The following is a 22,245-nucleotide window of genomic DNA, read 5'->3' on the forward strand; positions in this document are numbered from 1 at the left end:
ACTCGGTGTTCGCAAAAGAAGTTTATGTTCGTATCATTTCTAAAGGCTTGAATGAGTGGTGAAACGGAACCGGAAAAGTTAATGAGTTCTCTTTTATTGCGATTGCTATCAACTTTGGAGTCACGTTATTATGAAACGCGTCGCCGCCAAAACTATACTAATTATGTCTCTTTTGTTAATACTGTTGGGCAGTGTTCAATTTGGTCATGCCGTGCCAGCTATCGAGCATAGTATCACTACAAGGGCTTGGGTCGGTGGTCTGATCATAAATCACAATAATATTGACATTAATCGCATTCCGGGTCAGTATATTGATGCCGCACAGGCTCATGTCAAGTTTCACTATGCACATACTAGTCATGGTGGTCAAATCACTGTTGGCCTTGAACGGATTGAGTCTGCTAATGCGACATTCTCGTTTGCTCTTGAAAGCAATTCGCTTCCTACAGAGGAGGGTGCTCTTTGTATGTATGATGGCAATGATGGCCATACCTACATCACTCCCGATCTGTATTGGCAAGGCGAGTCTGGTCAGACAATGACCCATAATACATTGAATAATCATCCAGCCCTGAATTTTTCAATGTGGTCTTGGTGTACTCAACTCAACTCATACTCTGAAGAGCAGGTCCAAGAGTATCTCGATACTATGAGTTCTTTCGAGTCCACTCATCCAGGAGTGACTTTCATTTATATGACTGGAAATGCTCAGACTGGAAGTGCGGAGGGTTACAATCGTTACTTACGAAATGAGCAGATCCGTAACTATTGCAAGTCACATAATAAAGTCCTCTTTGATTTTGCAGACTTGGACTCTTGGAGTAATGGTGAACAGGCCACCTATGAATATACGGTGGATGACGTCACATATACAATACCGATAGAGCATCCTGATTTTCATGGGAGTGAGGATGCCCATACCACCTATTCAAGCTGCGAACAAAAGGGAAAGGCTTTCTGGTGGATGGTCGCGATGCTTGCTGGTTGGACTCCGGACGGCTATACCACAACCACAACGACTACTGCTACTACGACTGGAGGAACAACCACAACATCCACTGGAGCGACATCAATGAATCCATTGACTGATCTGCTGACAAATCAGCCTTTGTTGCTATCCGCAATAATTGTCGGGGTCCTTGTTATTGTGGGAATCATAGTTACCAGACGAAAATAGTATACGCAGGTCGTCCTCATGGACGGCCCTTATTTCTTTTTATTTAACACTATAATCTAGGTAAAAACATCGGTACCTGTCGTCTATACTCCTCATACTCTTCTCCAAATTCCCGAACAAGTTCTATCTCTTCTTTTCTGGCAATGATATAATTGATGATGATCACTATCGGTGTGAGAAGAAGAGATCCGAGCGCCGAGAGAAAAAAGGTCATTCCCAGATGAGAAAGTATTCCCCTTAGATACTGTGGATGCCTCACATGTGCGTAGATTCCATTAGACACAATCTTCTCTGGTCGATGGCGTTCGGCAACACGAAGCGTGACTCGACGTACTCCTACTATGCCTAACCAAGCTCCGGGGGCAATACACAATACACCAATGATGAGATGATCTATTGGAATTGAGAGCGTGACAAGTCCACATAATGGTAGAACCAATATGATTCCCTGTACTATTCCTAGATTGAACGGCTCCTGTGGGACCAACCATTGCATGATCCAAAATCCAAAATAGAGATAACCTGAGATCAGTCCCAATCTCTCGGCTAACTGATCGCCTCTCTCCTGACCGAATCTTGCTCTCAGGTTCTCGTGTTCATACGACTTGAAGAGGATTGGAATTGATAGGAACATTCCAAGAACACTTAGAACCGGCCAAATCTCCATATCTTCTCATGGTTGATCTTTGAAGATATGTATTTAGATGAAGTGATTATGTGCGGTCGCGAGTGACTGTAGGCTTCACAATACCGTCGGGTTATAATATTCCATCTAAAATATAATCTATAGCGATTTGCATACATATGTTTGGTCATCTCGAAGTTATCCATATGTTATTTCATCGATTCTTTCGGAGAGGTCATCGCTACCCCGACCTAGGTCTTCAGATAAAGACAGAACCTTCTCCACAATCACATCATCAAGAGGTTTCTCTCTCGATTTAATCGCTTGATATATCAAGTCATATTGCTCTGATCCAATTTTGGAAATTATCGCCTTGATCTCTTTCCTTGTTAGCATAGTTCCGGTAGCGCGATAAAGCCGTGCTTGTACTTCTTCAAGGTCATCTTGTATATCGAATCTGGTCGTCGGCATCTACAGTCACCAGCCACTAGTAGCAGTATGTCAATTTAGACTTGTATGCTTTTCTAAAATCAACAATTTTGAAACGAGGTTTCAAGTTTTGATTGGTTTCCCAATCTATGGTCGCCTATAACTTGCAAATTGAAGGTGTTGTTTGTTCATTCTATATCTCAGTTATATCTCTAGCAATGTTGATACGTGATGACTGAATGTTAAACTGTGATACAGATGGCGAAACAAATTGTTGTGGCTGACGACATTTACGATCAACTAATGAAGATGAAAAAGCCTGGCGAGAGTTTTAGCAACCTCATCAGGCGACTGATCGATTGCCTACCTGATGAGATCACATCGTCAAAGTAAGTGAGTCGTGCCTATGGTGTGACCCGATTAAGCACACGTGGGAACGCACAAGCATCTCTGATATGTTCGAGTTTTAGCATCCACCAGATCAAGCGTTCAGTGCCAAGACCGAATCCTGCATGGGGGACGGAGCCATACCGACGCAGGTCAAGATACCATCCATAGTCATCAGGATTGAAGCCTTCATTCTTGATCCGTTCGACAATGCTCTCAAGGTTCTCCTCTCGCGCCCCCCCGGTGGTCATCTCTCCATATCCTTCAGGAGCCACAAGGTCTGCCGAGAGTACATAGCCCGGATAATCGGGGTCTCGCTTCACGTAGAACGGTTTGATCTTTTCTGGATACCGGTAGATAAAGAACGGTTTGTCAAAATGCAATGAGAGTGCTTTTTCTGCCTCTGTTCCAAAGTCGGTACCCATCTCCATCTTGATATCATAATTATGGACGATGTCAACTGCCTCTTCATACGTGATCTTCTTGAATGGTGCCTTGATGCTTGCCAGAAACTTCGGGTCCCGACCAAGTGCCTCAAGAGCCTCCGGTTGTTTCTTGGCAACGGTCTTACAGATGTGCGAGAAGAGCTGCTCCTGTACCTGCAAAATCTCATCAAGCCCCATGTATGGGCATTCCGCCTCGATATGCCAGTACTCTGTGAGATGTCGTACTGTCCGTGATTTTTCCGCCCGAAACGATGGAGTGATCGAATACACATTGCCTAACGAAAATATGAGCGCCTCGAGATAGAGCTGCGCGCTCTGGCTGAGATATGCCTGCTTGTCAAAATACTTGAGCTTGAAGAGTGTCGAGCCACCCTCACAGGCACCACCTACCAAGATGGGTGGGAACGTTTCGGTGAATTTGTTCTTGAAGAACCATTCTCGTGCAGCTCGTACGGCCTCAGCCTTGATCTGCATGGCCTGCGTCTGCTTCCTGCTTCGAAGCCACAGATGCCGTAGATCAAGAAGCATCTCAATTGACTGGTCTTTAGTAATTGGGAACATATGTGATGGACCAACAAGTTCGAATCCTGTGATCTCAAGTTCTATCCCACCGGGCGCTCGGGAGTCCTCCCTTGCAACACCAGTGACTATAACTGATGCCTCAACGCCGAGATTCTCGGGAATCTCGACCTGTGGATTCTGATTGGGATGATGCACACACTGAATGATTCCGGTCTCATCACGGATCACAATGAATGATGCCTTTTTCTGAATTCTCTTTCTGTAGACCCATCCCCGAATGGTACAGGGTTCTCCAGGTCTTATATCTCGGATCTTTACGATCTTCTCTTTTGTCAATGCTCATCCCGAAAATTCTGCTTCCTGTCAACCTTATAATCGTATGGCAATTTGCCTCCGGAAGTAGTGCCGCTCTATCAGGCTAGCTTGTGTTTGAACCGAAACCTTTTCGGCTGTCACAGAGCAAATGTGTAGACGTAGAGTATCATGAACATGATTGCAATGGCCAGCAGAAGCACAATCTTCCAAGGTTTGATGTCAGGAACCTCTGTAGTGTTTCTTTCCACTCTAGTGTACTTGAGCTTGTCAAAGATCAAATACGCGATGACCAGCGTAATGAGTGCAGCAGCCAACTGGTCGGCGATCCAGTGTTGTCGTACGAAGAGGGTCGAGACCTGAACGGCAATAGCGGTTGGCCATGCAATATACCCATACTCTTTCTTTGCTCTCCAAAGCCCGTATGCCGATAGTAGTGAGTATGATCCGTGTAGACTTGGGAAACAGTTCACATGCGTATCTGTATTGTATAGCAGTTGGATCTGTGTTGAGAAAAAGTCAGTCCCCGTGACGGCTCGCTCTGGTCCCTGTACTGGCATGAGTAGATAGATAGCGTATGCGACAAAGCTGATGACGACAAAGGCAGTGACCAAAGCATTTCGGTATTCTCTCTGTGCAAAGGACAAATAGAGCCAGCTGAAAAAGATGAATGCATAGAACACATACCAATAGATGATGATCGCAGATGGGACGAGTGGTATGCTCAGATCAAGAGAAGTTGCCAGTGTGATCGGTTCGTGAAGCTGTTGTGAGATCGCTGCAATGGGCATGTACAGGAGGGTCACTCCTACAATGATAAGAATGGCCAGTATACCAAAGAGAAACCAGAGGTACTGTTTTACACTTTCCATTTTACTACCCAGTTCGTGTTATATTTTCTCACTGAAATACATTGTGTCACAAAAAAGCAGGTTGGATGAAAGAGGCCGAACGCGACCTCTTCCATCCTGAGTGGGTGTTTATTTTTAGCGTTGAATCAGACCGTATCCGTAGGCGGGGTCCCACCCGGATGGGCCAAGATCCAGTGCTGTGCTATGCAAGTAGCCGCGGATGGTGCTGGTGTCAGTGTCGTCAAAAGTACCGACTGGCATCTTTCCATTAATTGCAATGATAAGTGCCACCAGCCCTGCTACATGTGGGCAGGCCATGGAAGTGCCTGACAGGGTGTCATACCCACCATTCTTGTAGGTGGAATAGATATCGACACCTGGGGCAGCAACCTCAAGGTACGAACCAGTGTTAGAGAAGGAGGCTATTGAATCGTCTTTGTCAGTTGCACCAACTGCAATGACTTCAGCATAGGCTGCGGGGTAAGAGATCTCCTCAGTTGACGGATCTCCGTCGCCCTCATTCCCGGCGGCTGCAACAATTACAATTCCCAGATCATAAGCATGAATGATCGCATCATGCACCTCTTCTGGAGCTGATGAGCCACCAAGGCTCATGCTGATGACATCTGCGTCATCTGCCGTTCCCTCAACACCGTCAGGGCCCTGACATGCATACATGATTCCAGTGGCAAGGTCGGTCCAGTCACCACGGCCTCCGTTTCCGAGGACCTTGATGGCGTAGATCTGCACATTCGCATACATTCCAACAACACCGTTGTTGTCACGGATTGCACCAATAGTGCCTGCGACATGTGTGCCATGGCCATTCTTGTCATCGACGCTGTTACCACCTGTTGCATCTACGGTCCATGCAATGTTGGGAGCAAGGTCTGGGTGGTCAAGATCAATGCCAGTGTCCAAGATTGCAACTTGGACCGAAGTGGTCACTTGATCGCCGTCGTAGTTTCCATTGAAGACTCTCTCGATTCCCCATGGGGTCTCGGGATCGTCATCCTGCCATGGATATGTTGTATCGTCTCCGCCTCCACCTAACCAGCTGGGCGGACCATAGAGTGTGAAGCCGTCAGACACAGTGGTCACTGTGAAAGTGGCTACTGGGAGAGATGCTATCGCAAAGAACAGTAGCATCATGCCAGCCAAGGCTTTAGTTTTCAAATTTTTTCTCACCTGCATGTGGTACGAGTCCCATCGTTCTTGACGGGTTGACCCTTGGTTTGCGCCGCCCCTAATAAATGTTGGGTGAACTATAAACTTATCAGTAGGAAACTATAGACTTTACCCAAATATATTGGCGAGACGGAATTGTGATGAAACGAAGAGCGATTCTGATTGTGGTTGTTGCCACTCTCCTCCTGTTACAGTTGCACATTCTTGATGCACAGGCTTGGAGTAATGGCGGCAAGAGTACTAACGAAGATGACCCGGACTATGGGACGCATGATCAGTTTGCCAAGTATGGGATGATCTATGTTAAGGAGAACTTTCCGGGACTTGTGAGCTGGATTGAGGAGGACATGTCTGAGTACCTCTACTATACTGAAGTGCCTGACATGGTTCTCCAAGATTGGACAAATCATAACTATGACTTCGGAGATTACGGTTATCGCGGAGGTTCTCCTGATAGGGGTGCTCCAGATGCTGTACAGACTTGCTATGACTGGGTCGTTGGCAACTTGACACTGTGGGTCGATATCGGTATGCCCTCTAGTTCTGATTATACATCAAATGCTCGTAAGGCTATGGGGATGCTGACTCACTATCTTGCAGATGTTCTCAATCCGATGCATACTGACGATGACGCCTCTGATTCTGGCAAAGAACATGAGGAGTATAGTGGTAGAGTTGGAAACTACAACTACCGGATGAGTTATCACAGTTGTCATGAGAAGGCAACGACACGTGCATGGGAGGCCTATGAATACGAATTCGATGCCATACGACCTGACATTGCTGTTTCATTGATCAACAATAGTGCACATGATGAAACTCTGTGGTGCGCCCAATATTCTAATATGGGTGCTGATCGTACTGGTCGGACCAGTGGTTACGAAGGTCAAAATGTTGGCGATCATTATCAAGAATTCCTTGAAGAGATTGTCTATAGTTTTGACAACAAGATTTGCACTGTGCATCATGGCATAACTGTTGAGGGAACAACCGACCAGCTTTATCTCTGGAACGTTGAAGTGATGCAGCTTGGCGCAACTTCGATTGGCAAGATTATCTACCAAGCATCAACAGCTGCTGGTGTTTCCTCGGATGATGAATCCTCTGCTGTAATGTACGTTCAAGGCATCAGCTGGGATGAAACAAACATTCATGGCCGCTATCCACGCACTGACCTTACATGCTACGTTACTATTGTCGACACCAATGGTGATGTGGTGTCAGGTGCCGAGGTTTCAATTGATTGGACTCATCCCGATGGTACCGTTGTCAGTCTTGTTGCAACGACCGATAGTAATGGTGTTGCTGCTTTCTCTCAGACTGATGTTGAATCCGGGACTCATACAGTCACTGTTATTGATGTCACAAAGAGCAATTACACCTATGATTCTTCTCTTAATACGGAAACCACGGATTCATACACAGTCTAATATACATCTAAAACGTCGCAGGCAGCTTGCTGTCTGCGGTCCTTTTATTGGGTAAACTCTATAATTTCAGCTCGAACAATTTATATATCATGCTGCACTGTGAGTAGTGATACTTATGATAAGACGTACCATCTTTTGGGCACTCCTTTTGATGGCCTTTATGATCGGGGGACTACAGATGGTCGTTCCTGCATCGGCAGGTAGAGTGACGATTCAGAGTAGTAATGATCAGGCTACTGTGACAGTTCATGTACTTGATGCATTTTATACGGATGCTGATGACGACGGCTATGAAGACGATGTTATCGCATACTTCGACATTCATCTTGATGGCGCGCAGCGTTACAACTTTGATATCTATCCTTCTCTGACATTGCCTTCAGGTACTTCCTATCTGTATGGATACACGATTAACACCCGCCTCTCAGATCTGCATTGCACGATGTATTTCTATGATCATGCCACCGAGTCTGGTAATTACACATTCTCAGTGGACGTCATTCTGTACACTGGTGGAGTTGCGAGTGGTCAGGTTCAATATGTCTTTGATCCTCCTGGTGGCTCCGGAGATGCTGATCCCTGTGGAGCACTTGAAGTCGAGGCATAGTGAATTTATTGCCATTAACATGGCAAAGTGTAAAATGCCTACGTAAGTGGCCTATCAAGGAGGTGGACTGAGTATATCACTCTCGCAAATCGATTTGAAGCTCTTACAGATCATCGAACTTAATCCAACGATATCAATTCAGGAGTTGGCCAAGAAGACAGGAGTCAGTTGGATTACCGCAAACCGGCATCTCCAGCAACTGAGGGACGCACAGGTTCTCTCAGATCCTGTGGCAGTGTTCAACCCTGACAAGCTCGGACTCGAACGGTATATTGTCTTGTTACGAGCCAAAACAGAACGCAGTATCGAGGTCTTGGAAGTAGCATGTGATGTGCACCCCTATACCCACTATAGGTCTCGAACCTATGGTCCCTACACTGGTCTCTTTGCCCAGTTTGACATCCCTCCAGATGGACGCGATAATCTTCAAAGATTTCTTGAAGGCCTATGTAAACTGGATATGTGCGAGATTGTAGATGCTCGAAGAGGTACGAGTTTCCGTACCTCGACAAAGACAAATCTTGAGCTCTTTGATTCCATGACCATGACTTGGGACTATGACTGGACAGAATGGTCACATGATATTTCCACAGTATCGGACAGAGAAGAACTATCATCTTTCACGGCGTCTGAGATCCCCCTCCTCACCCCTGTGGATCTTAGGATCCTTCAAGAACTAACGGCCAATGCAAACGTAAACCAGACACATCTTCAAAAGAAACTCTCTCTGTCCCAGAGTTCCGTCAGTAGGAAAGTAATAGCATTGACTCAGAATTATATCGAGTCCGTTAGGGCACAAATTGACCGTTCTCGTTTTGATGTCACTTCTACAAAGATGTTCTTTTGCCCTCATGCGGAAGATTCCATTCGCAATAAATTGTTCAATGCCTTTTCTCTTGAGACCGCACCCCCCTTCCCCATCTCGATTGATTTACTGGAGGAACATGGTGTTCTCTTGTGGGGGCGAATGCCTCCCTCTCACGAGCACAAGCTCTTCTATACCTTATGGAAATTCCTTCCGGAACTTCAGGTGTTTACGATGGACACGGTTCGAAACCATAGTCGATTGTATTGGTTCTACCCTGATAACTTCGATGCGGATCGAAAGCGTTGGCGTTCTGATAAACACTGGATGATTGAGCAGCCGATGCAGTCGCTGAAGGAAAAATATGGTCTTCTATAGGCATGGTCAGTCGGCTGACAATAAGTTTTGCCTATATGGGACTAACTGACCTATCAGCTCAATATTGGATGAGGTTCGCGTCTACTTGAGATGTGCGACATCGGCGTCTTTGCCAACACTTCATCTATACGCGTTCAGTAGTGACATTCATGATGGCGCCACAATGAGGACATCTGATCTGATCCGGCCCCACCCACTCTACATCCTGTGGATTGAGCGCAGCACCACAAGTATAGCACTTTTCTGGCGCCTTCCTTGTGACCATGACTTCGCGTTCAATCTTGACGACCTCCTTCGGTCCCTCCTTCTCACGGATGAAGGTGTTTCCCTCGATACGGCCTCTCAATTCACCATCGGCAATAGCTCGTTGAAGGGCCGATCTGGCATTGGGAATGGTCAAGCCTGACTGGCGTGCCATCTCTTCAATAGTGATCTCCTTGTATGCAGAGGCAACCTCCACGACCTTGCGCTGCATAGTGCTCAGTCTAATTGTATTGACCAACATGAACAGGCCAAAGAGTGTGAGAACTGTTCCGACGATAAGTGGGACTATTACAGGGAGTCCTGATTCAGGAATGATTCCTCCAAGTCCATATATGGCTGCGCCAAGGCCTCCATAGATGAGTTCAACGATTCCAAACAGAGTGATCAGCAAGTAGACACATATCTTCACAATTCGGTTCATCGATAATCACCAGCCTCCTCAGATACGACATGGATTGTGATGATGGACGCAATATACAATAGTTGCATGTTTTATGATAAATCATTTTGCAGTATATCTCTCATACATATACACATTCCCTTCACATTTCGAGCTTTTACGTCATTAACGAACGTTTATGTGCTTTCGCGTTAATACTTTTTTGTTCAGCTAAATGGTGAATAAAAATGCAGGTAAAGAAGAGAAACGGTAGCTTGGAGGCATTCATGCCCGAAAAGATCGTTGTAAGTTCTGTGAAGGCTGGTGCTCCCTACGATGTTGCAAAAGAGATTGCCAGTTCATTCGAGTCGCGTAAGGAAAATCAGCTCAAGAGTTCTGCAATTCGTGGACACACTCTGTCCGAACTCAGGTCACGAGGTCACGAGTCAGCAGCGAAGAGCTGGGAAACGTACGAGCACGAAAAGCAACGTTAGTTCATGAACTGACTGTACCTTACAATGCCTCCCTTAAGGGGATCCTTATGGAATTCCATAGTATCGGAGGCATTCGTGTTCATGTGAGAGGTAAACTCATGCATTGTGATTCTCTCACATTGTTTTTATTTTATATTCCCGAGTACAACATCCGAAGTCTACCTAGCAGCAGCACTAGACACGGTCTTATTGCAGTACTATTAATTCCGCTGTTAAACTGCATAGATGATGGACGCTCATAGGAACTCAGCAAGGCATGTCTGTTCTGAGGCCTCACGAAGCCCCGAGACCTTGATCCCCAGTAATCGAATAGGCTTCTTAGAATCACGGTCCCTGTCAAAGATGCTCTTAGCAATCTTTTCAATCGTTGTTGAATCATCAGACTCCACAGGGATGCTCTTGCTTCGCTGTACTGTGGTATAATCGCTATACCGGATCTTCACGGTCACAGTTCGAAACCGAAGGCTCTTTTTCGTGAGCTTCTCCCCAATTCTTCTACACATCTGGGAGAGTGCATCGTACAGGTAGGGCACGTCATCAGGATCAATATCTTCCATGAACGTTCTATCTTTCGAGATGGATTTTCGTACTCTTGGGCCGTTATCTATGAGAGGCCGCTCATCTATGCCTCTGGCTCTTGAGAGTAACCAATGACTTGATCGGCCCATGATCGGCCAAAGCTCGTTGATAGACATACGCTGGATCTGTCCTAGGGTCTCGATGCCATATGATGCAAGTCGCTCTGCTGTTTTTGGTCCTACTCCATTGATGGCACGAACTGGGAGCGGCTCTAAGAATTTCTCGATGTCGTGAGGATTCGGTCCGACCACGGTGATGCCGCGGGGCTTGTGCATACCAGTCGCCACTTTGGCAACAGACATGTTGGGAGCCGCCCCGATCGAACAAGGCAGTCCTGTTCGTCTATCTATTGCATTTTGGAGTTCTCTTGCAAGAGACTCCACATTGTCGTACCGATCAACTCTCTCCGTCACCTCGATGTATGCCTCATCGATGCTCGCTCTTCTGACTCGGTCCCCATCCGCAAACTCACGTAGTACCTCCATGAACTCGCCAGATGCGATCACATAGTCTTCAAAGGAACCTTGCACGAACACAGCCTCTGGGCAGAGACGATATGCCTGTGACACTGGCATTCCCGAACGAATTCCCTTGGCCCGCGCCTCGTATGATGCTGCACGCACGACGCCTCTCCCATATCCGTTCTTGGGATCATGGCCTACGCAGACTGGACGCCCGATCAGTTCGGGATGGTTTCGATATTGTTCTACAGAGGCAAAGAATGCGTCCATATCCGCGTGTATTATCCAGCGAGTCAACAGCAGTCCCAATACGGTTTTGATCTCCTATTATATCGCATTTTTAGGGCGGTCCGGTCCATGTGATCGCACACCTGCGGTGGAGAGAGTTGACCGAATGTATTCTCCTGCAAGGGATTGACAAATCAGTAAGTTATGAGTTGAAGGCTCGGGAATTGGTCAAAGTGCCTGTCACGCGTGACTAATGGAAGTCCATAGTGTAGCGCACTGGTTCCAATGTACACATCAGCAAGTGGTATTATTCTTCCTTTCTTTATTAGAATTGCATCAATTTCTGCTGCACGTCTTGCTATCTCAACACTAATTGGCACCTGATCAAAATATCCAAGAGTTGAGAGTGCCCTTTTTAACTTATCATCAAGTTTCCTTGACTCTGAAAATTTGTAGTAAATCCCCCTGAGATATTCGTGAACTGACACTACTGATATTACTTTGATTTCATCCCTCAAATCGACATCTTTTGCAATACGGATTGCTCCTTGATCCCCTCTTGTTAGATCTATAATGAAATTGGTATCAAAAAACGGCACGTACTATACCTCACTCATTTCTTCCAATAGATGTTTCGTCCTAGCCTCATCAAGTTCGGTCTGTTTTTCTTTTATCTCTCTCATTTTTGCCCACTCGTCTGAAGAGAGCATCATTGAACCTGCCAAATCTGTCAATCTGCTCCGTCTACGTAATAGCCGACGAAGTACATCGCTGAAACTTTCTCCTTCCCGTTTGAGTGCCCTTAGTTCCCGGTATACATCTTCCGACACAGCTATATTGCGCGCCATTTTCAGTCATTCATACATATGTATGTATGGATATATATTATTGGGCTTGTACTGAATGCTAATCCGTTTGCCTTTCATAGAAAGTCTATCTGCATCTTCCTATTCTATGGGTTCTTGTCTTTATGGACGTTAATCTGCTGATACTTAACAACATGAAACGTTTTACCTGCAGGTATCGGAATGATCGGCTGTGCGCGTCGCTGGCGAAATTATATAAAAACCCGTCATATTATAGAGATCATTGAGTGTAGGATCTTACAGAACAATCCTCCATCCGAAATGTTACGTAAAACGCTCATCATTGAATGACGGGAGAATCCCAGAATGTTGACCAAGGCGGCCATCCTGAAAATGATTGAAACGAATATGGATCCTATCAGAAAATTTGGTGTACGAAAGATCGGTGTTTTTGGATCATATGTCCGGGGCGAGCAGCAGGAACGAAGTGACATAGATGTCCTCGTGCAATTTGAAAAGGGAATGAAGTCTTTTGACAATTATATGGAACTCAAGTTTTTCCTCGAGGATCTATTCGGTTACAAAGTGGATCTCGTACTTGAGGAGGCATTGAAGCCGGAGCTGAGACCGCATATTCTCAGAAGTGTAGAATATGCCATGTGTGTTTAGTGCATCTCTAAGATCTCATTATGGGATCTGTTATAATTCATTGAGCAAACAAGCATACGATCTATTGCACTATGTTGTGTCCGGCTCCAAAACTTTTTGCTGTCCGCTCTCTCTAGCCTAATTTCCAACTACGAGCTTTTTACACAGTTCTAGATGCGACGAAAAGCGAAACTTTTGACAGCTCGCCACTGATTGAGGGGACTCTATCGTACAAATTCGTTTAACCTAAATACTGAAGTTATACACTATTTATTGTGGTGCCGGATAATGTTTGAACCGAGTTGCCCTAATACGGGATTGCCTGTTTTTGAATGTGGGTGCTTGGATTGCAATCCTATTATTCACAGATTCAAGTTTATCGGGCTTGAAGCGGGCTGTAAGACAATCGATGACATAATTGATTTGATCCAGTCGGAGATCGACTACTTCATCAGGTTGAAGGAACTGGGCTTTACGGCTCAGGATGGCGATTCAATTGACTACCTTGAACTTCGTCCAATAAAGCGCGAGGGGTTCTATTGGGGCCGATGTAAAAACTGTGGGAATATCTTAGAATTGCCCATTGGGACGCAGCAACCTGATTTTTGTCAACAATGCAGGAGTGAGAGTCAAAATGAGTAAGGAGACGTGTTCCAATAGCGGGCTGAACCGCGATGAGTGTCCCTGTTTGGTCTGTAGGCCTCTACGGTTCAACTTCAAGTATATGACGGATATTATTCGCGGCAGTGACGAGTATTATGAGATCCATAGTATTGATGATGTTCTCCATGCGCTCAGAGTGCAAAAGGCCTATTTTGAGCAGCTCAAGAAGGACGGCTTCAAACTTATGGATACAGTGACCGATTTCTTCGCAGAATTTGAGGCGCCGCTCTCCGACGAATTCTACTGGGTCGAGTGTGCATCAAACGGGTGTCTCTTCAAAGTCACTATAGGTGAGGCCCCGCCTCGGAAATGCCCCGTATGCGGGAAAAATGCCTACGAAAATGCACCTCTGTGAGATCGGAGGCGCATTTCCCCCTCAACTTGTGCGATACTTTCCTGTCCATTCTATACGAAGTAACAATTGTGGAGTGAAGAAATAGATCTGCAATATATGAGGGCAAGTCCTTTCCCTGCAATGAGTATGTTCCCCTTAACTGGCGAAACAATTCTGTGATCTGGTCTGTTTGCCTCACGGTGTTGCCTTGCTCTCCCGCGAAGACCAGCTCGTTTTTAATAAAAAGAAGCGGGGAAGAGAGGCGTTCGTCCTCTCTTCATTAACAAATTAATCGAACTGGCCCTTCTGGCGGTAGGGGAGATATTCTCGCCCAAAAATTTCCCTGCCCATGACGATTTTTTGAATGTGGGCTCCACCTTCAGCGCCGACCGTGTAGGATCGGACGCCTCTATATGATGCCTCAAGTGGGCACTCCTTGGTGTACCCGAAGGCTCCGTGCCAGGTCATTGCTCGGGTGATAATGTCAAGGGCATCGTGTGGGGCCTTGTATTTTGCAAGTGCTGTGTACTTGGCGATGTCAAGCGGGGTGACCGTCTTGTCGCCCTCCATGTAATACCTGTCCATCAGCCGTGCGGCCTTGTATACTAAGAGCTTGTCCGCCTCAAGTGCCATCCACGAGTCAACTCCTTCGAACATGATCCCTTCAAAGGCTGCTAGAGGGCGACCAAATTGCTTACGTTGCTTCACGTAATCAACGCCTATGCTAAACGCGCCCTCGGCTGCGCCCAAGCACGTGGCTCCAATGAGTACGCGAGCGCTCGAAAAGCCCTGCATCGCCATGATAAAGCCTCTTCCGCGCTCTCCGATGATATAATGCTTTGGAATCTCCATATCTTCGATATTAAAGCCGCCGGTTGAAACGCCCATCCGCCCCATGTCCTCGAAGAGGGTGGTGGTGATACTTGGGTGAAGGCCGTCGCCCATATTGAGGGGAGTGATGAAAGCGGTGAAGGACTTATGATCGCCTTTAGGATCTTCCTTACCGATGGTGAAGTAGACGCCGCCGTACTTTTCGGACTCTCTAACACCAGAGATATAGACTTTCTCACCATTAACGACGAAGTTATCGCCCTTGGGTTTGATGATGGTCTTGGTGGAGTTGACGAGATCGGAGCCGCCGGTGGGTTCAGTGGTGGCGATACCGAAGAAGAGGTCGCCGCTGGTGACCCGTGGGAGGATCTCTGACTTTGCCTCATGAGTGCCATAGCGGTCAAAGATGAAAGCCCATGATGCCTCGACGAGGTACATGACGGGGAGAGCGATAGAGAGGTCTGCCCGTGCCAGTTCCTCAGCAGCGATACAGGCCATGGTCATAGAGATGCCCGCGCCGCCGTACTCCTCAGAGACAGTAGGTGCCCAGAGGTTCATCTCTGCCATTTTCTTAATGAGATCTCTGGGGATCTCATGGTTTTTATCATAATCTTGCCAAGCCGGAGCGACATATTTCTGTGCGAATTCACGAACAGCATCGCGAAACATTCGCTCATCTTCAGACTCTTCAAAGTGCATTTTGACTACCTCGCGCATGTGAATGTCCATGCTAGGATGGGCGATTTGGAATGACGCCTGCATATAGATATTCCGAAGGCACACTATATCACTCTGGTGCCTGCGATTTTATTGGAGCGTCCGGTCTTGAGACCGAGTGGATTGTGAACCGACATGATTGTGATCATCGTTTCAATCGGCAGATTCTGGATTGGTCATACAATGACTATTTTCATCGAGCACTCGTCCTCGATCTCAAAACGGAAGAGCTTGCGTACAATGATCTTAGTTGTTCCGGGTGAAGCCGCCCTGAAGAACCATCTGACATGTTCGGCGTCACCGCCAGTCATTCCTGGTTTCATTCTCTCAGGATGTAGATATTCGGACTCCTTCTTTTCGACAGAAATGATACCGTCATTCTCTACGATGATCTCAGCATCCTCTCCCACCGAGCCATGACGATGATACTGGAGGTAGAATCTATCTCCCACTTGAAATTGGTATTCGTCGTTTCCGCATTGTATTCTGACTGGTTCGTCGAGAGGTGGTCTCATGATCGTATCACCGCTGTAGTGGCCTTATTGTCCATGGCTCACAACGAAATCTCTTCCGATAAGTCTAACGCGCTCTTATGTCGTTACTGAGTTGCGAAATTTTATAACCCCCTGATTGGCGGCACCATCTTGCCAACCAATGAGTCGAAGATTCCATAGATGTCCATAGGGAGAGGAACGAGCCAGTCGGCCTCACCGACGGGAGAGATCTGAGGTTCATGGGAGTACACCACGCGACGATGAGTTCACTTCTCTCACTTCATGGAAGATTCGGTGGCATGGTTGGCTCTCTTCTTAGTTTTTTATTAAACTTCTCTGGGCCAGCATAGACGACTCTAAGAACGGTAAGGGAGGTAAAAGAATGACCAAGTACGAGAAGACAGTAGATGAGATCAATGAGCGGATAGAGGATGGAAGTGTGAGTGTTATCACCGCATCCGAAATGGCCGCCTTGCTCAAAGAAAAGAGTCCTGCCGAAGCGGTTCGAGAGGTCGATGTTGTCACGACTGGTACTTTTGGGGCCATGTGTTCATCAGGAGTGTGGTTGAACTTTGGGCATTCTGAGCCTCCGATCAAGATGTCTAGGGTATGGTTGAATGATGTAGAGGCATATACTGCTGTTGCCGCAGTGGATGCATATCTTGGTGCAGGGCAGCTCTCCGAGACTCTTGGCATGGCTTATGGTGGTGGACATGTCATTGAGGACTTGATTCGGGGTCGCCCCATTCATTTGCGTGCAGAGGCCTATGGGACCGACTGCTATCCTCGACGGGAGATCTCGACCGAGATCACTATAGACGATCTCAATCAGGCGGTCATGCTAAATCCACGAAACGCATACGAGCGTTATAGTGTTGCGACAAATTCCTCTGATCGCACATTGTATACCTACATGGGGAAGTTGCTACCACATTTTGAGAATGCCACTTTTTCAGGGGCCGGAGAGCTCTCCCCGCTCATTAATGACCCTCAGTTTCGGACAATAGGGATTGGGACACGGATATTTCTAGGTGGGGCCCAGGGCTACATCATCGGGAGTGGAACACAACACAATCCTGACAATGGCTTCAGCACATTGATGGTCCGAGGCGATCTGAAGCAGATGTCACCGGAGTACGTTCGTGGTGTGACTCTGACAAAGTATGGTGTGTCCCTCTATGTTGGAGTGGGTGTCCCGATACCCATTCTCAATGAGGACATTGTAAAGAGTACAGGCGTTTCCGATTCTGATATCATCACCGGTGTCTATGACTACAGCGTTCCCTCAGAAGATCGCCCATCTCTAAAACAAGTGAGTTATGCCGAACTCAAATCAGGGCGTATCGAGCTCGATGGGCGTGAGGTCAAGACCGCGCCGATGTCCAGCTTCATGATGGCGCAACGGGTTGCTGATCTGCTCAAGTCACAAATACGCAAGGGGGAGTTTACTCTGACCTCACCTGTTGAGCGTCTTGCGGCGACTGGGACCATGAGGATGATGCCACAGAGGGAACCAACCGTTTCGGCATATCCCCGTACGCCGCATGTTGTTCCTGAGGGGCAGTATGTATTCCGTGATGAGAGTCGGTGTGTCCATTGTGGACTATGTGTGATGTACTGTCCCGCCGGAGTATTCCAAAGAGACGATGAGTGGCGCATCACGGACGATCCCTTCCGTTGTGTGGAATGCGGGACGTGCCGTGACATATGCCCTCATGGGGCAATATCTCTGAGGGAGTGAGGTGATGTTTCGTGAAACGTCGATTAATTCAGATTGGAGAGACCATTGCTCTCATGACAGCAGAAGCGCAGTATTTTGTTCCTGCTGAGGCAATAGTGCGGCGGGCTCGTCTTGAGATCCGTCAGTATATTCGTGACCATCCGTGGTTCTGGAGCAGCTTGGAACCCTTAGAGATCGAAGAGGATGCACCTGTGATTGTGAAGCGAATGGCCGAGGCGTCCCGAGAAGTTGGTGTAGGCCCAATGGCTACTGTTGCAGGAGCGATCGCTCAGACTGTGATTGAGGCCCTTGTTGAAAAGGGGGCGTCCCATGTTGTCTTCGACAATGGTGGGGACATTGCAATGTTCCTTGATCATCCAATTGTTGCAGGTATCTATACTGGTCGAAGAGGTGTTCGCAATCTGGGTCTGCACATAGATGTCACTCACAGACTACTTGGCCTCTGTACCTCTTCAGCTACAGTTGGGCCATCTCTGAGTTTTGGTGGGACCGATGCATCTACTGTATTTGCCGATGATGTATTTCTTGCTGATGCCGCTGCCACTGCTCTTGGAAATGTTGTGACGACGAGAGATGGTGGTCATGTTGAGTCCAAGATTCGACAGGTATTGATCAAAGGAGTGAGAGGTGCGATGGTCGTCATCGGGGAACTGATTGGCATTGGCGGGTCGCTGCCTCGTCTGGTGAGTGTTCAGGTCGATGAAAATCTTATAGCAAAAGTAGGAGGGTGTTGTTATTGAGTCGGCTTAGGGTCTGCATACTTGGTGCCACCGGGCTTGTTGGGCAGCAGTTTGTTCGAATCCTCCAAGAACATCCTCTCTTTGAAGTTGCACTGCTGACCGCCTCTTCGCATTCATCCGGGAACGAGTATGGTTCTATCGTGGATTGGTTAATGGCAAGCGATCTCTCCGAGTCTGTTCGGCACCTTCAGGTAATTGAGACCGATCCGGATCTGATAGCAGATGCGGGTGTCGATCTGGTCTTTAGTGCGCTTCCGAGTGAGGTGGCCGGGCCTGTCGAGCACGAGCTTGCAAGTTCAGGTCTTCCGGTCTTTACCAATGCAGGATATCACAGGATGAGAGATACTGTTCCCATTCTGATTCCCGAGATCAATCCCGAACACTTGGAGCTTATCAAGTATCAACAATATGGTGATGCAGGATTCATAGTCACAAATTCCAACTGTTCAACGTCTGGACTGGTCTTTGGTCTGCGACCACTACAGCAATTTGGTATTCGCAGTGTCATTGTGACTACCTATCAGGCTCTCTCAGGGGCTGGTCGGTCCGGAGTGGCCTCTATGGACATCCTTGGTAATGTGATCCCATATATTCCGAAGGAGGAACTTAAGATCGAGACCGAGTCACGAAAGATACTCGGCGAATTACAGGATGACCACATACGCTATGCTGACTTTCGTATCAATGCTTCCTGTGCAAGGGTACCTGTAATGAATGGGCATCTCGAGAGTGTAGTTGTTGCGCTCGATGATCCCGTGACAGTCGATCGCGTTCAGCAGGCATTTGCCTCATTCTCGGGACCTCCGCAAAGACTAGACCTGCCCACTGCTCCACAGCAGCCAGTCGTTGTATTAGACGGACCGGACCGCCCACAACCAGTTCGAGACCTCTCACTCACTGCGCAAGATCACGGAATGAGCGTAAAGATAGGGCGTATCCGCGAGAAGGATGGACTCCTGAGCTTCTTCCTTCTTGTGCATAACACCATTCGGGGTGCTGCTGGGGCCTCTGTGCTAAATGCAGAGTATACGGTTGCGCGTGGGTATCTTCCAAAGAAAGAGGTGGTCTCATGAGAGTAATGAAGTTTGGTGGTGGTTGTCTATGTGATGCTGACTCGTTCGTGCGGGTCTCGGAGATCATTACTACTGCTCTAAAAGAAGGTGTGCCTGCTGTGGTCGTCTCCGCAGTATTTGGTGTCACGAATATGCTCGAAGAGGCGGCGCGTCTGGCCCTTCAAGATGAGACTAGTATTCAGGATACTGTGACGACAATGCGTAACATACATGTCGGGATTGCGCGGCAGATACTTGAGGATAAGAGGCTCTGTGACGAGACCATAGATCTTCTCGAAGTACGCCTTGGTCGTCTTGAGCGACTTCTCTATGGGATCTCCTATACTGGTGAGTTGAGTGATGTTGTGCATCTACTGGTTCTCTCGCAGGGTGAGCGATTCTCAGCAATCCTGTTGACCGCTGCTCTTAACCTTCGAGATGTGCCAGCAAGGTCACTTGAGTCTGATGAGATTGGGATTATCACAGATGATTCGTGTTATAATGCTACAGCCGACTTGATCGCGGTAAAAGAGAACCTTCAGCACAGTGTGGTCCCGTTATTGCGAGAAGGAGTTATACCAGTTGTCACTGGTTTCTTTGGGCGTAGTCATGATGGGCGAATCTCTTCTTTTGGTAGAAATGGCTCAGACTATAGTGCAGCTGTGATCGCACAGGTTCTTGATGCTGATACGGTGGAGATATGGAAGGATGTGAATGGCTTTATGACTGCTGATCCCCAGTTGATTCCCGATGCCCGCAGTATCGAGTTTCTCTCGTATCGTGAGGCTGCCGAGTTGTCCTATTTTGGGGCTCGACTACTGCATCCTCGGACAGTTGAACCACTCATAGGTACAGATATTCCCATCATTGTAAAGAATGTATATTCCCCATCAGGGCCTGTCACAATAATTCAATCGGATTGCGATCCGCGAGATGATATCGTCAAGAGTGTGACCTGTAGCAGTAACCTCTCAGTTCTCCGTATCCATGGTGTCGGTGTGGGTCATCAGCCTGGTATTATCGGTGATATTGGTCGAGCTCTTGCTAATGTCAATATCAACATCTATTCCGTGATAACGGCACAGACCTGTATCAACCTCCTTATTGACACCAAAGACATTATGCGGAGTCAGGAGGTTCTGAGTGATCAGGTTGGGGGTGTCATTGAGAGGATCGAGATTCGAGATGATGTGGCACTGATCGCGGTTGTTGGGGAGGGTCTTCTCACCACGCATGGACTTGCAGCACGGGTATTCTCAGCGGTCGCTCGAAAGGGAGTCAATGTTGAGATGTTTGCAGCTGGGGCTTCTGAGGTGGCTTACTACTTCATTGTACGAAGTGAAGACATGAAGACCGCTATCCAAGCTGTGCATGATGACTATTTTGGAGGCGTGAGATCATAGAGTTCGGTACTATTGTTTCATATTGTCAATGATACGAACCTCCGGTTATCTCAAGCCTTTTTAGGTCACCCTTTGAGACAAGACTGGTTCTGATGACATCATCCGATGAAACACTTCGCTCGATTGAAGCACATCTCAAAGACAATCCCGATGATGCGGAGGCTTGGAACGCGAAGGGTGTGGTTCTTGCCCAGATGGAATCATATGGTGAGGCACTTCGAAGCCTTGACCGCGCAATTCGTCTGGATCCACATCTGGCACCTGCACATCTCAACCGTGGCATCGTCCTGTTGTCGCTTGGCCCACATAAGGCAAAAGATGCCCTTCATGCTTTCAACAAGGCCCTTGAGATCACCCCGGGAAATGTTCGGGTTTTACAGTTCAAGGCTGCAACTCTAAAGACTCTAGGGCGACCTGTTGAAGAGCTGGAGTGTTTACAGGAGATCGCAAAGTCCGTCGATGATGATGAGCATCTCTATCTTCGAATGGGTGATGCTCTGGTCGAGCTGGGGCGGGCTAAAGAGAGCATCTCGGATTATGATCATTCTCTTGAGATCAAGCCAGATTTTGTTCCAGCCCTTGTCCGCCGTGCAATAGCTCTCTCTCTATTGGAACGATGGAATGACGCACTTGCATCAGCAAAGCGCGCAACGGAATTGGCTCCTGATGACCCTGAGACTTGGCGAGTACTTGGAGAGATTAATCTTCGTGCAGAGCGATACCGTCCTGCCGCAAAAGCATTAAAGCGAGCTGCAAAACTGAAGCCAGAGGATGCTTCCATCGAGAATGCTCTTGGTACAGTCGCTTACAAGTCCGGTGACCTCAAAGAAGCAGTCATTCATTTTCGCCGGGCGGTCGATCTCAATTCCCGCTACAAGCTTGCATTGATGAATCTCGCCCTCTCGTTCATGGGTCTCAAAGAATATGATAAGGCACGAAAGACATGGATGCGGCTGGTCAAGCTTGAAAAGAACTGGCCTGAGGTCTGGGATGCGTATGCAACCACCTGTGTAGAGATTGGAAGATTTTGTGAGGCATATGATGCTTGGGAGCACGCCATTCGCTTATTCAAACAAAAGGGCCGCAAAGACGAAGTGGAGCGGATTGCCCCAATCGCCCGTGCTGTCAGGATAAGCTGTGGGAAGATCAAACGGGCGGATCGTAAGAGGCGGGAAAAAGAAAAAATGACCCGGACTTTTAGCGACCGGTTCGAGTTGCGTCGTAAAAAGCAGAAGAAGAAAAAATAGTGCACCT

The 22,245-nt window shown here is 47.5% G+C and carries 25 protein-coding genes; 14 read left to right on the forward strand and 11 right to left on the reverse strand.

Annotated elements, in window-relative coordinates; genetic code table 11:
• Positions 1 to 184: 184 nt before the first annotated feature.
• Positions 185 to 1,177: a hypothetical protein gene (locus tag K9W43_01490; GenBank protein ID MCF2135888.1), complete on the forward strand. Its 993-nt coding sequence runs from the start codon at positions 185 to 187 to the stop codon at positions 1,175 to 1,177.
• Between the two features lie 49 nt (positions 1,178 to 1,226).
• Here the strand turns inward: K9W43_01490 and K9W43_01495 are convergent, their stop codons facing one another.
• Positions 1,227 to 1,844, reverse strand: a complete 618-nt coding sequence (locus K9W43_01495) for an isoprenylcysteine carboxylmethyltransferase family protein (protein MCF2135889.1) — start codon at positions 1,842 to 1,844, stop codon at positions 1,227 to 1,229.
• Positions 1,845 to 2,000: 156 nt separating this feature from the next.
• Entirely contained in the window at positions 2,001 to 2,273 is a 273-nt protein-coding gene (locus tag K9W43_01500; protein ID MCF2135890.1) for a hypothetical protein, read from the reverse strand.
• Between the two features lie 216 nt (positions 2,274 to 2,489).
• On the opposite strand from K9W43_01500, the gene K9W43_01505 reads away from it, so the two are divergent.
• Entirely contained in the window at positions 2,490 to 2,624 is a 135-nt protein-coding gene (locus tag K9W43_01505; GenBank protein ID MCF2135891.1) for an antitoxin VapB family protein, read from the forward strand.
• Between the two features lie 11 nt (positions 2,625 to 2,635).
• Here the strand turns inward: K9W43_01505 and asnS are convergent, their stop codons facing one another.
• The 3 genes from asnS to K9W43_01520 all read right to left on the reverse strand — a co-directional run bounded on the left by asnS (position 2,636) and on the right by K9W43_01520 (position 5,925).
• Entirely contained in the window at positions 2,636 to 3,922 is a 1,287-nt protein-coding gene (gene asnS / locus K9W43_01510; GenBank protein ID MCF2135892.1) for an asparagine--tRNA ligase, read from the reverse strand.
• A 116-nt stretch (positions 3,923 to 4,038) separates the two neighbouring features.
• Positions 4,039 to 4,770: a phosphatase PAP2 family protein gene (locus K9W43_01515; protein MCF2135893.1), complete on the reverse strand. Its 732-nt coding sequence runs from the start codon at positions 4,768 to 4,770 to the stop codon at positions 4,039 to 4,041.
• A 114-nt stretch (positions 4,771 to 4,884) separates the two neighbouring features.
• A complete protein-coding gene (locus tag K9W43_01520; GenBank protein ID MCF2135894.1) occupies positions 4,885 to 5,925 on the reverse strand; it encodes a S8 family peptidase in 1,041 nt (346 codons plus the stop codon).
• Positions 5,926 to 6,074: 149 nt separating this feature from the next.
• Between K9W43_01520 and K9W43_01525 the strand changes: the two genes are divergently transcribed.
• The 3 genes from K9W43_01525 to K9W43_01535 all read left to right on the forward strand — a co-directional run bounded on the left by K9W43_01525 (position 6,075) and on the right by K9W43_01535 (position 9,157).
• Complete coding sequence (locus tag K9W43_01525; GenBank protein ID MCF2135895.1) at positions 6,075 to 7,367, forward strand: Ig-like domain-containing protein; 1,293 nt, start codon at positions 6,075 to 6,077, stop codon at positions 7,365 to 7,367.
• A gap of 115 nt (positions 7,368 to 7,482) precedes the next feature.
• Positions 7,483 to 7,974 carry a hypothetical protein gene (locus tag K9W43_01530; protein MCF2135896.1) on the forward strand — a complete coding sequence of 164 codons (492 nt, stop codon included), beginning with the start codon at positions 7,483 to 7,485 and terminating at the stop codon, positions 7,972 to 7,974.
• A gap of 46 nt (positions 7,975 to 8,020) precedes the next feature.
• The gene (locus K9W43_01535; protein ID MCF2135897.1) at positions 8,021 to 9,157 is read left to right on the forward strand and encodes an Lrp/AsnC family transcriptional regulator; all 1,137 of its coding nucleotides are present in this window, start codon (positions 8,021 to 8,023) and stop codon (positions 9,155 to 9,157) included.
• 124 nt (positions 9,158 to 9,281) lie between these two features.
• Here K9W43_01535 and K9W43_01540 read toward each other — a convergent pair whose 3' ends face one another.
• On the reverse strand, positions 9,282 to 9,842 hold the full coding sequence (locus K9W43_01540) for a PCI domain-containing protein (GenBank protein ID MCF2135898.1): 561 nt from the start codon (positions 9,840 to 9,842) through the stop codon (positions 9,282 to 9,284).
• 206 nt (positions 9,843 to 10,048) lie between these two features.
• Between K9W43_01540 and K9W43_01545 the strand changes: the two genes are divergently transcribed.
• The gene (locus tag K9W43_01545) at positions 10,049 to 10,294 is read left to right on the forward strand and encodes an ATPase (GenBank protein ID MCF2135899.1); all 246 of its coding nucleotides are present in this window, start codon (positions 10,049 to 10,051) and stop codon (positions 10,292 to 10,294) included.
• A gap of 236 nt (positions 10,295 to 10,530) precedes the next feature.
• On the opposite strand, the gene dinB is transcribed toward K9W43_01545, so the two are convergent.
• The 3 genes from dinB to K9W43_01560 form a co-directional block, all read right to left on the reverse strand.
• Positions 10,531 to 11,643, reverse strand: a complete 1,113-nt coding sequence (gene dinB, locus K9W43_01550; GenBank protein MCF2135900.1) for a DNA polymerase IV — start codon at positions 11,641 to 11,643, stop codon at positions 10,531 to 10,533.
• Positions 11,644 to 11,756: 113 nt separating this feature from the next.
• Positions 11,757 to 12,161: a type II toxin-antitoxin system VapC family toxin gene (locus tag K9W43_01555; protein MCF2135901.1), complete on the reverse strand. Its 405-nt coding sequence runs from the start codon at positions 12,159 to 12,161 to the stop codon at positions 11,757 to 11,759.
• A gap of 3 nt (positions 12,162 to 12,164) precedes the next feature.
• Positions 12,165 to 12,410 (reverse strand): antitoxin VapB family protein, encoded by a 246-nt coding sequence (locus K9W43_01560; protein ID MCF2135902.1) that lies wholly within the window; start codon positions 12,408 to 12,410, stop codon positions 12,165 to 12,167.
• A 324-nt stretch (positions 12,411 to 12,734) separates the two neighbouring features.
• Here K9W43_01560 and K9W43_01565 point away from each other — a divergent pair, with 324 nt between their 5' ends.
• The 3 genes from K9W43_01565 (at position 12,735) to K9W43_01575 (ending at position 14,034) form a co-directional block, all read left to right on the forward strand.
• Positions 12,735 to 13,037, forward strand: coding sequence for a nucleotidyltransferase family protein (locus K9W43_01565; GenBank protein MCF2135903.1), 303 nt, complete (start codon positions 12,735 to 12,737; stop codon positions 13,035 to 13,037).
• A gap of 267 nt (positions 13,038 to 13,304) precedes the next feature.
• Positions 13,305 to 13,658 carry a hypothetical protein gene (locus K9W43_01570; GenBank protein ID MCF2135904.1) on the forward strand — a complete coding sequence of 118 codons (354 nt, stop codon included), beginning with the start codon at positions 13,305 to 13,307 and terminating at the stop codon, positions 13,656 to 13,658.
• On the forward strand, positions 13,651 to 14,034 hold the full coding sequence (locus K9W43_01575; GenBank protein MCF2135905.1) for a hypothetical protein: 384 nt from the start codon (positions 13,651 to 13,653) through the stop codon (positions 14,032 to 14,034). Before K9W43_01570 ends, K9W43_01575 begins: the two co-directional genes overlap by 8 nt.
• 267 nt (positions 14,035 to 14,301) lie before the next feature.
• On the opposite strand, the gene K9W43_01580 is transcribed toward K9W43_01575, so the two are convergent.
• Positions 14,302 to 15,543: an acyl-CoA dehydrogenase family protein gene (locus K9W43_01580; protein ID MCF2135906.1), complete on the reverse strand. Its 1,242-nt coding sequence runs from the start codon at positions 15,541 to 15,543 to the stop codon at positions 14,302 to 14,304.
• Positions 15,544 to 15,737: 194 nt separating this feature from the next.
• Entirely contained in the window at positions 15,738 to 16,076 is a 339-nt protein-coding gene (locus K9W43_01585) for a protease inhibitor I42 family protein (protein ID MCF2135907.1), read from the reverse strand.
• 361 nt (positions 16,077 to 16,437) lie between these two features.
• Between K9W43_01585 and K9W43_01590 the strand changes: the two genes are divergently transcribed.
• The 5 genes from K9W43_01590 to K9W43_01610 all read left to right on the forward strand — a co-directional run bounded on the left by K9W43_01590 (position 16,438) and on the right by K9W43_01610 (position 22,238).
• Complete coding sequence (locus K9W43_01590) at positions 16,438 to 17,796, forward strand: 4Fe-4S binding protein (protein ID MCF2135908.1); 1,359 nt, start codon at positions 16,438 to 16,440, stop codon at positions 17,794 to 17,796.
• An 11-nt stretch (positions 17,797 to 17,807) separates the two neighbouring features.
• Complete coding sequence (locus K9W43_01595) at positions 17,808 to 18,536, forward strand: UPF0280 family protein (GenBank protein ID MCF2135909.1); 729 nt, start codon at positions 17,808 to 17,810, stop codon at positions 18,534 to 18,536.
• Positions 18,527 to 19,609 carry an aspartate-semialdehyde dehydrogenase gene (asd, locus tag K9W43_01600; protein ID MCF2135910.1) on the forward strand — a complete coding sequence of 361 codons (1,083 nt, stop codon included), beginning with the start codon at positions 18,527 to 18,529 and terminating at the stop codon, positions 19,607 to 19,609. The genes K9W43_01595 and asd overlap by 10 nt, the downstream gene beginning before the upstream one ends.
• On the forward strand, positions 19,606 to 20,991 hold the full coding sequence (locus K9W43_01605; protein MCF2135911.1) for an aspartate kinase: 1,386 nt from the start codon (positions 19,606 to 19,608) through the stop codon (positions 20,989 to 20,991). Before asd ends, K9W43_01605 begins: the two co-directional genes overlap by 4 nt.
• A gap of 92 nt (positions 20,992 to 21,083) precedes the next feature.
• Positions 21,084 to 22,238, forward strand: a complete 1,155-nt coding sequence (locus tag K9W43_01610; GenBank protein MCF2135912.1) for a tetratricopeptide repeat protein — start codon at positions 21,084 to 21,086, stop codon at positions 22,236 to 22,238.
• The last annotated feature ends 7 nt before the right edge of the window (positions 22,239 to 22,245 follow it).

The sequence above is a fragment of the Candidatus Thorarchaeota archaeon genome (assembly GCA_021498125.1).
Taxonomy (GTDB): domain Archaea; phylum Asgardarchaeota; class Thorarchaeia; order Thorarchaeales; family Thorarchaeaceae; genus B65-G9.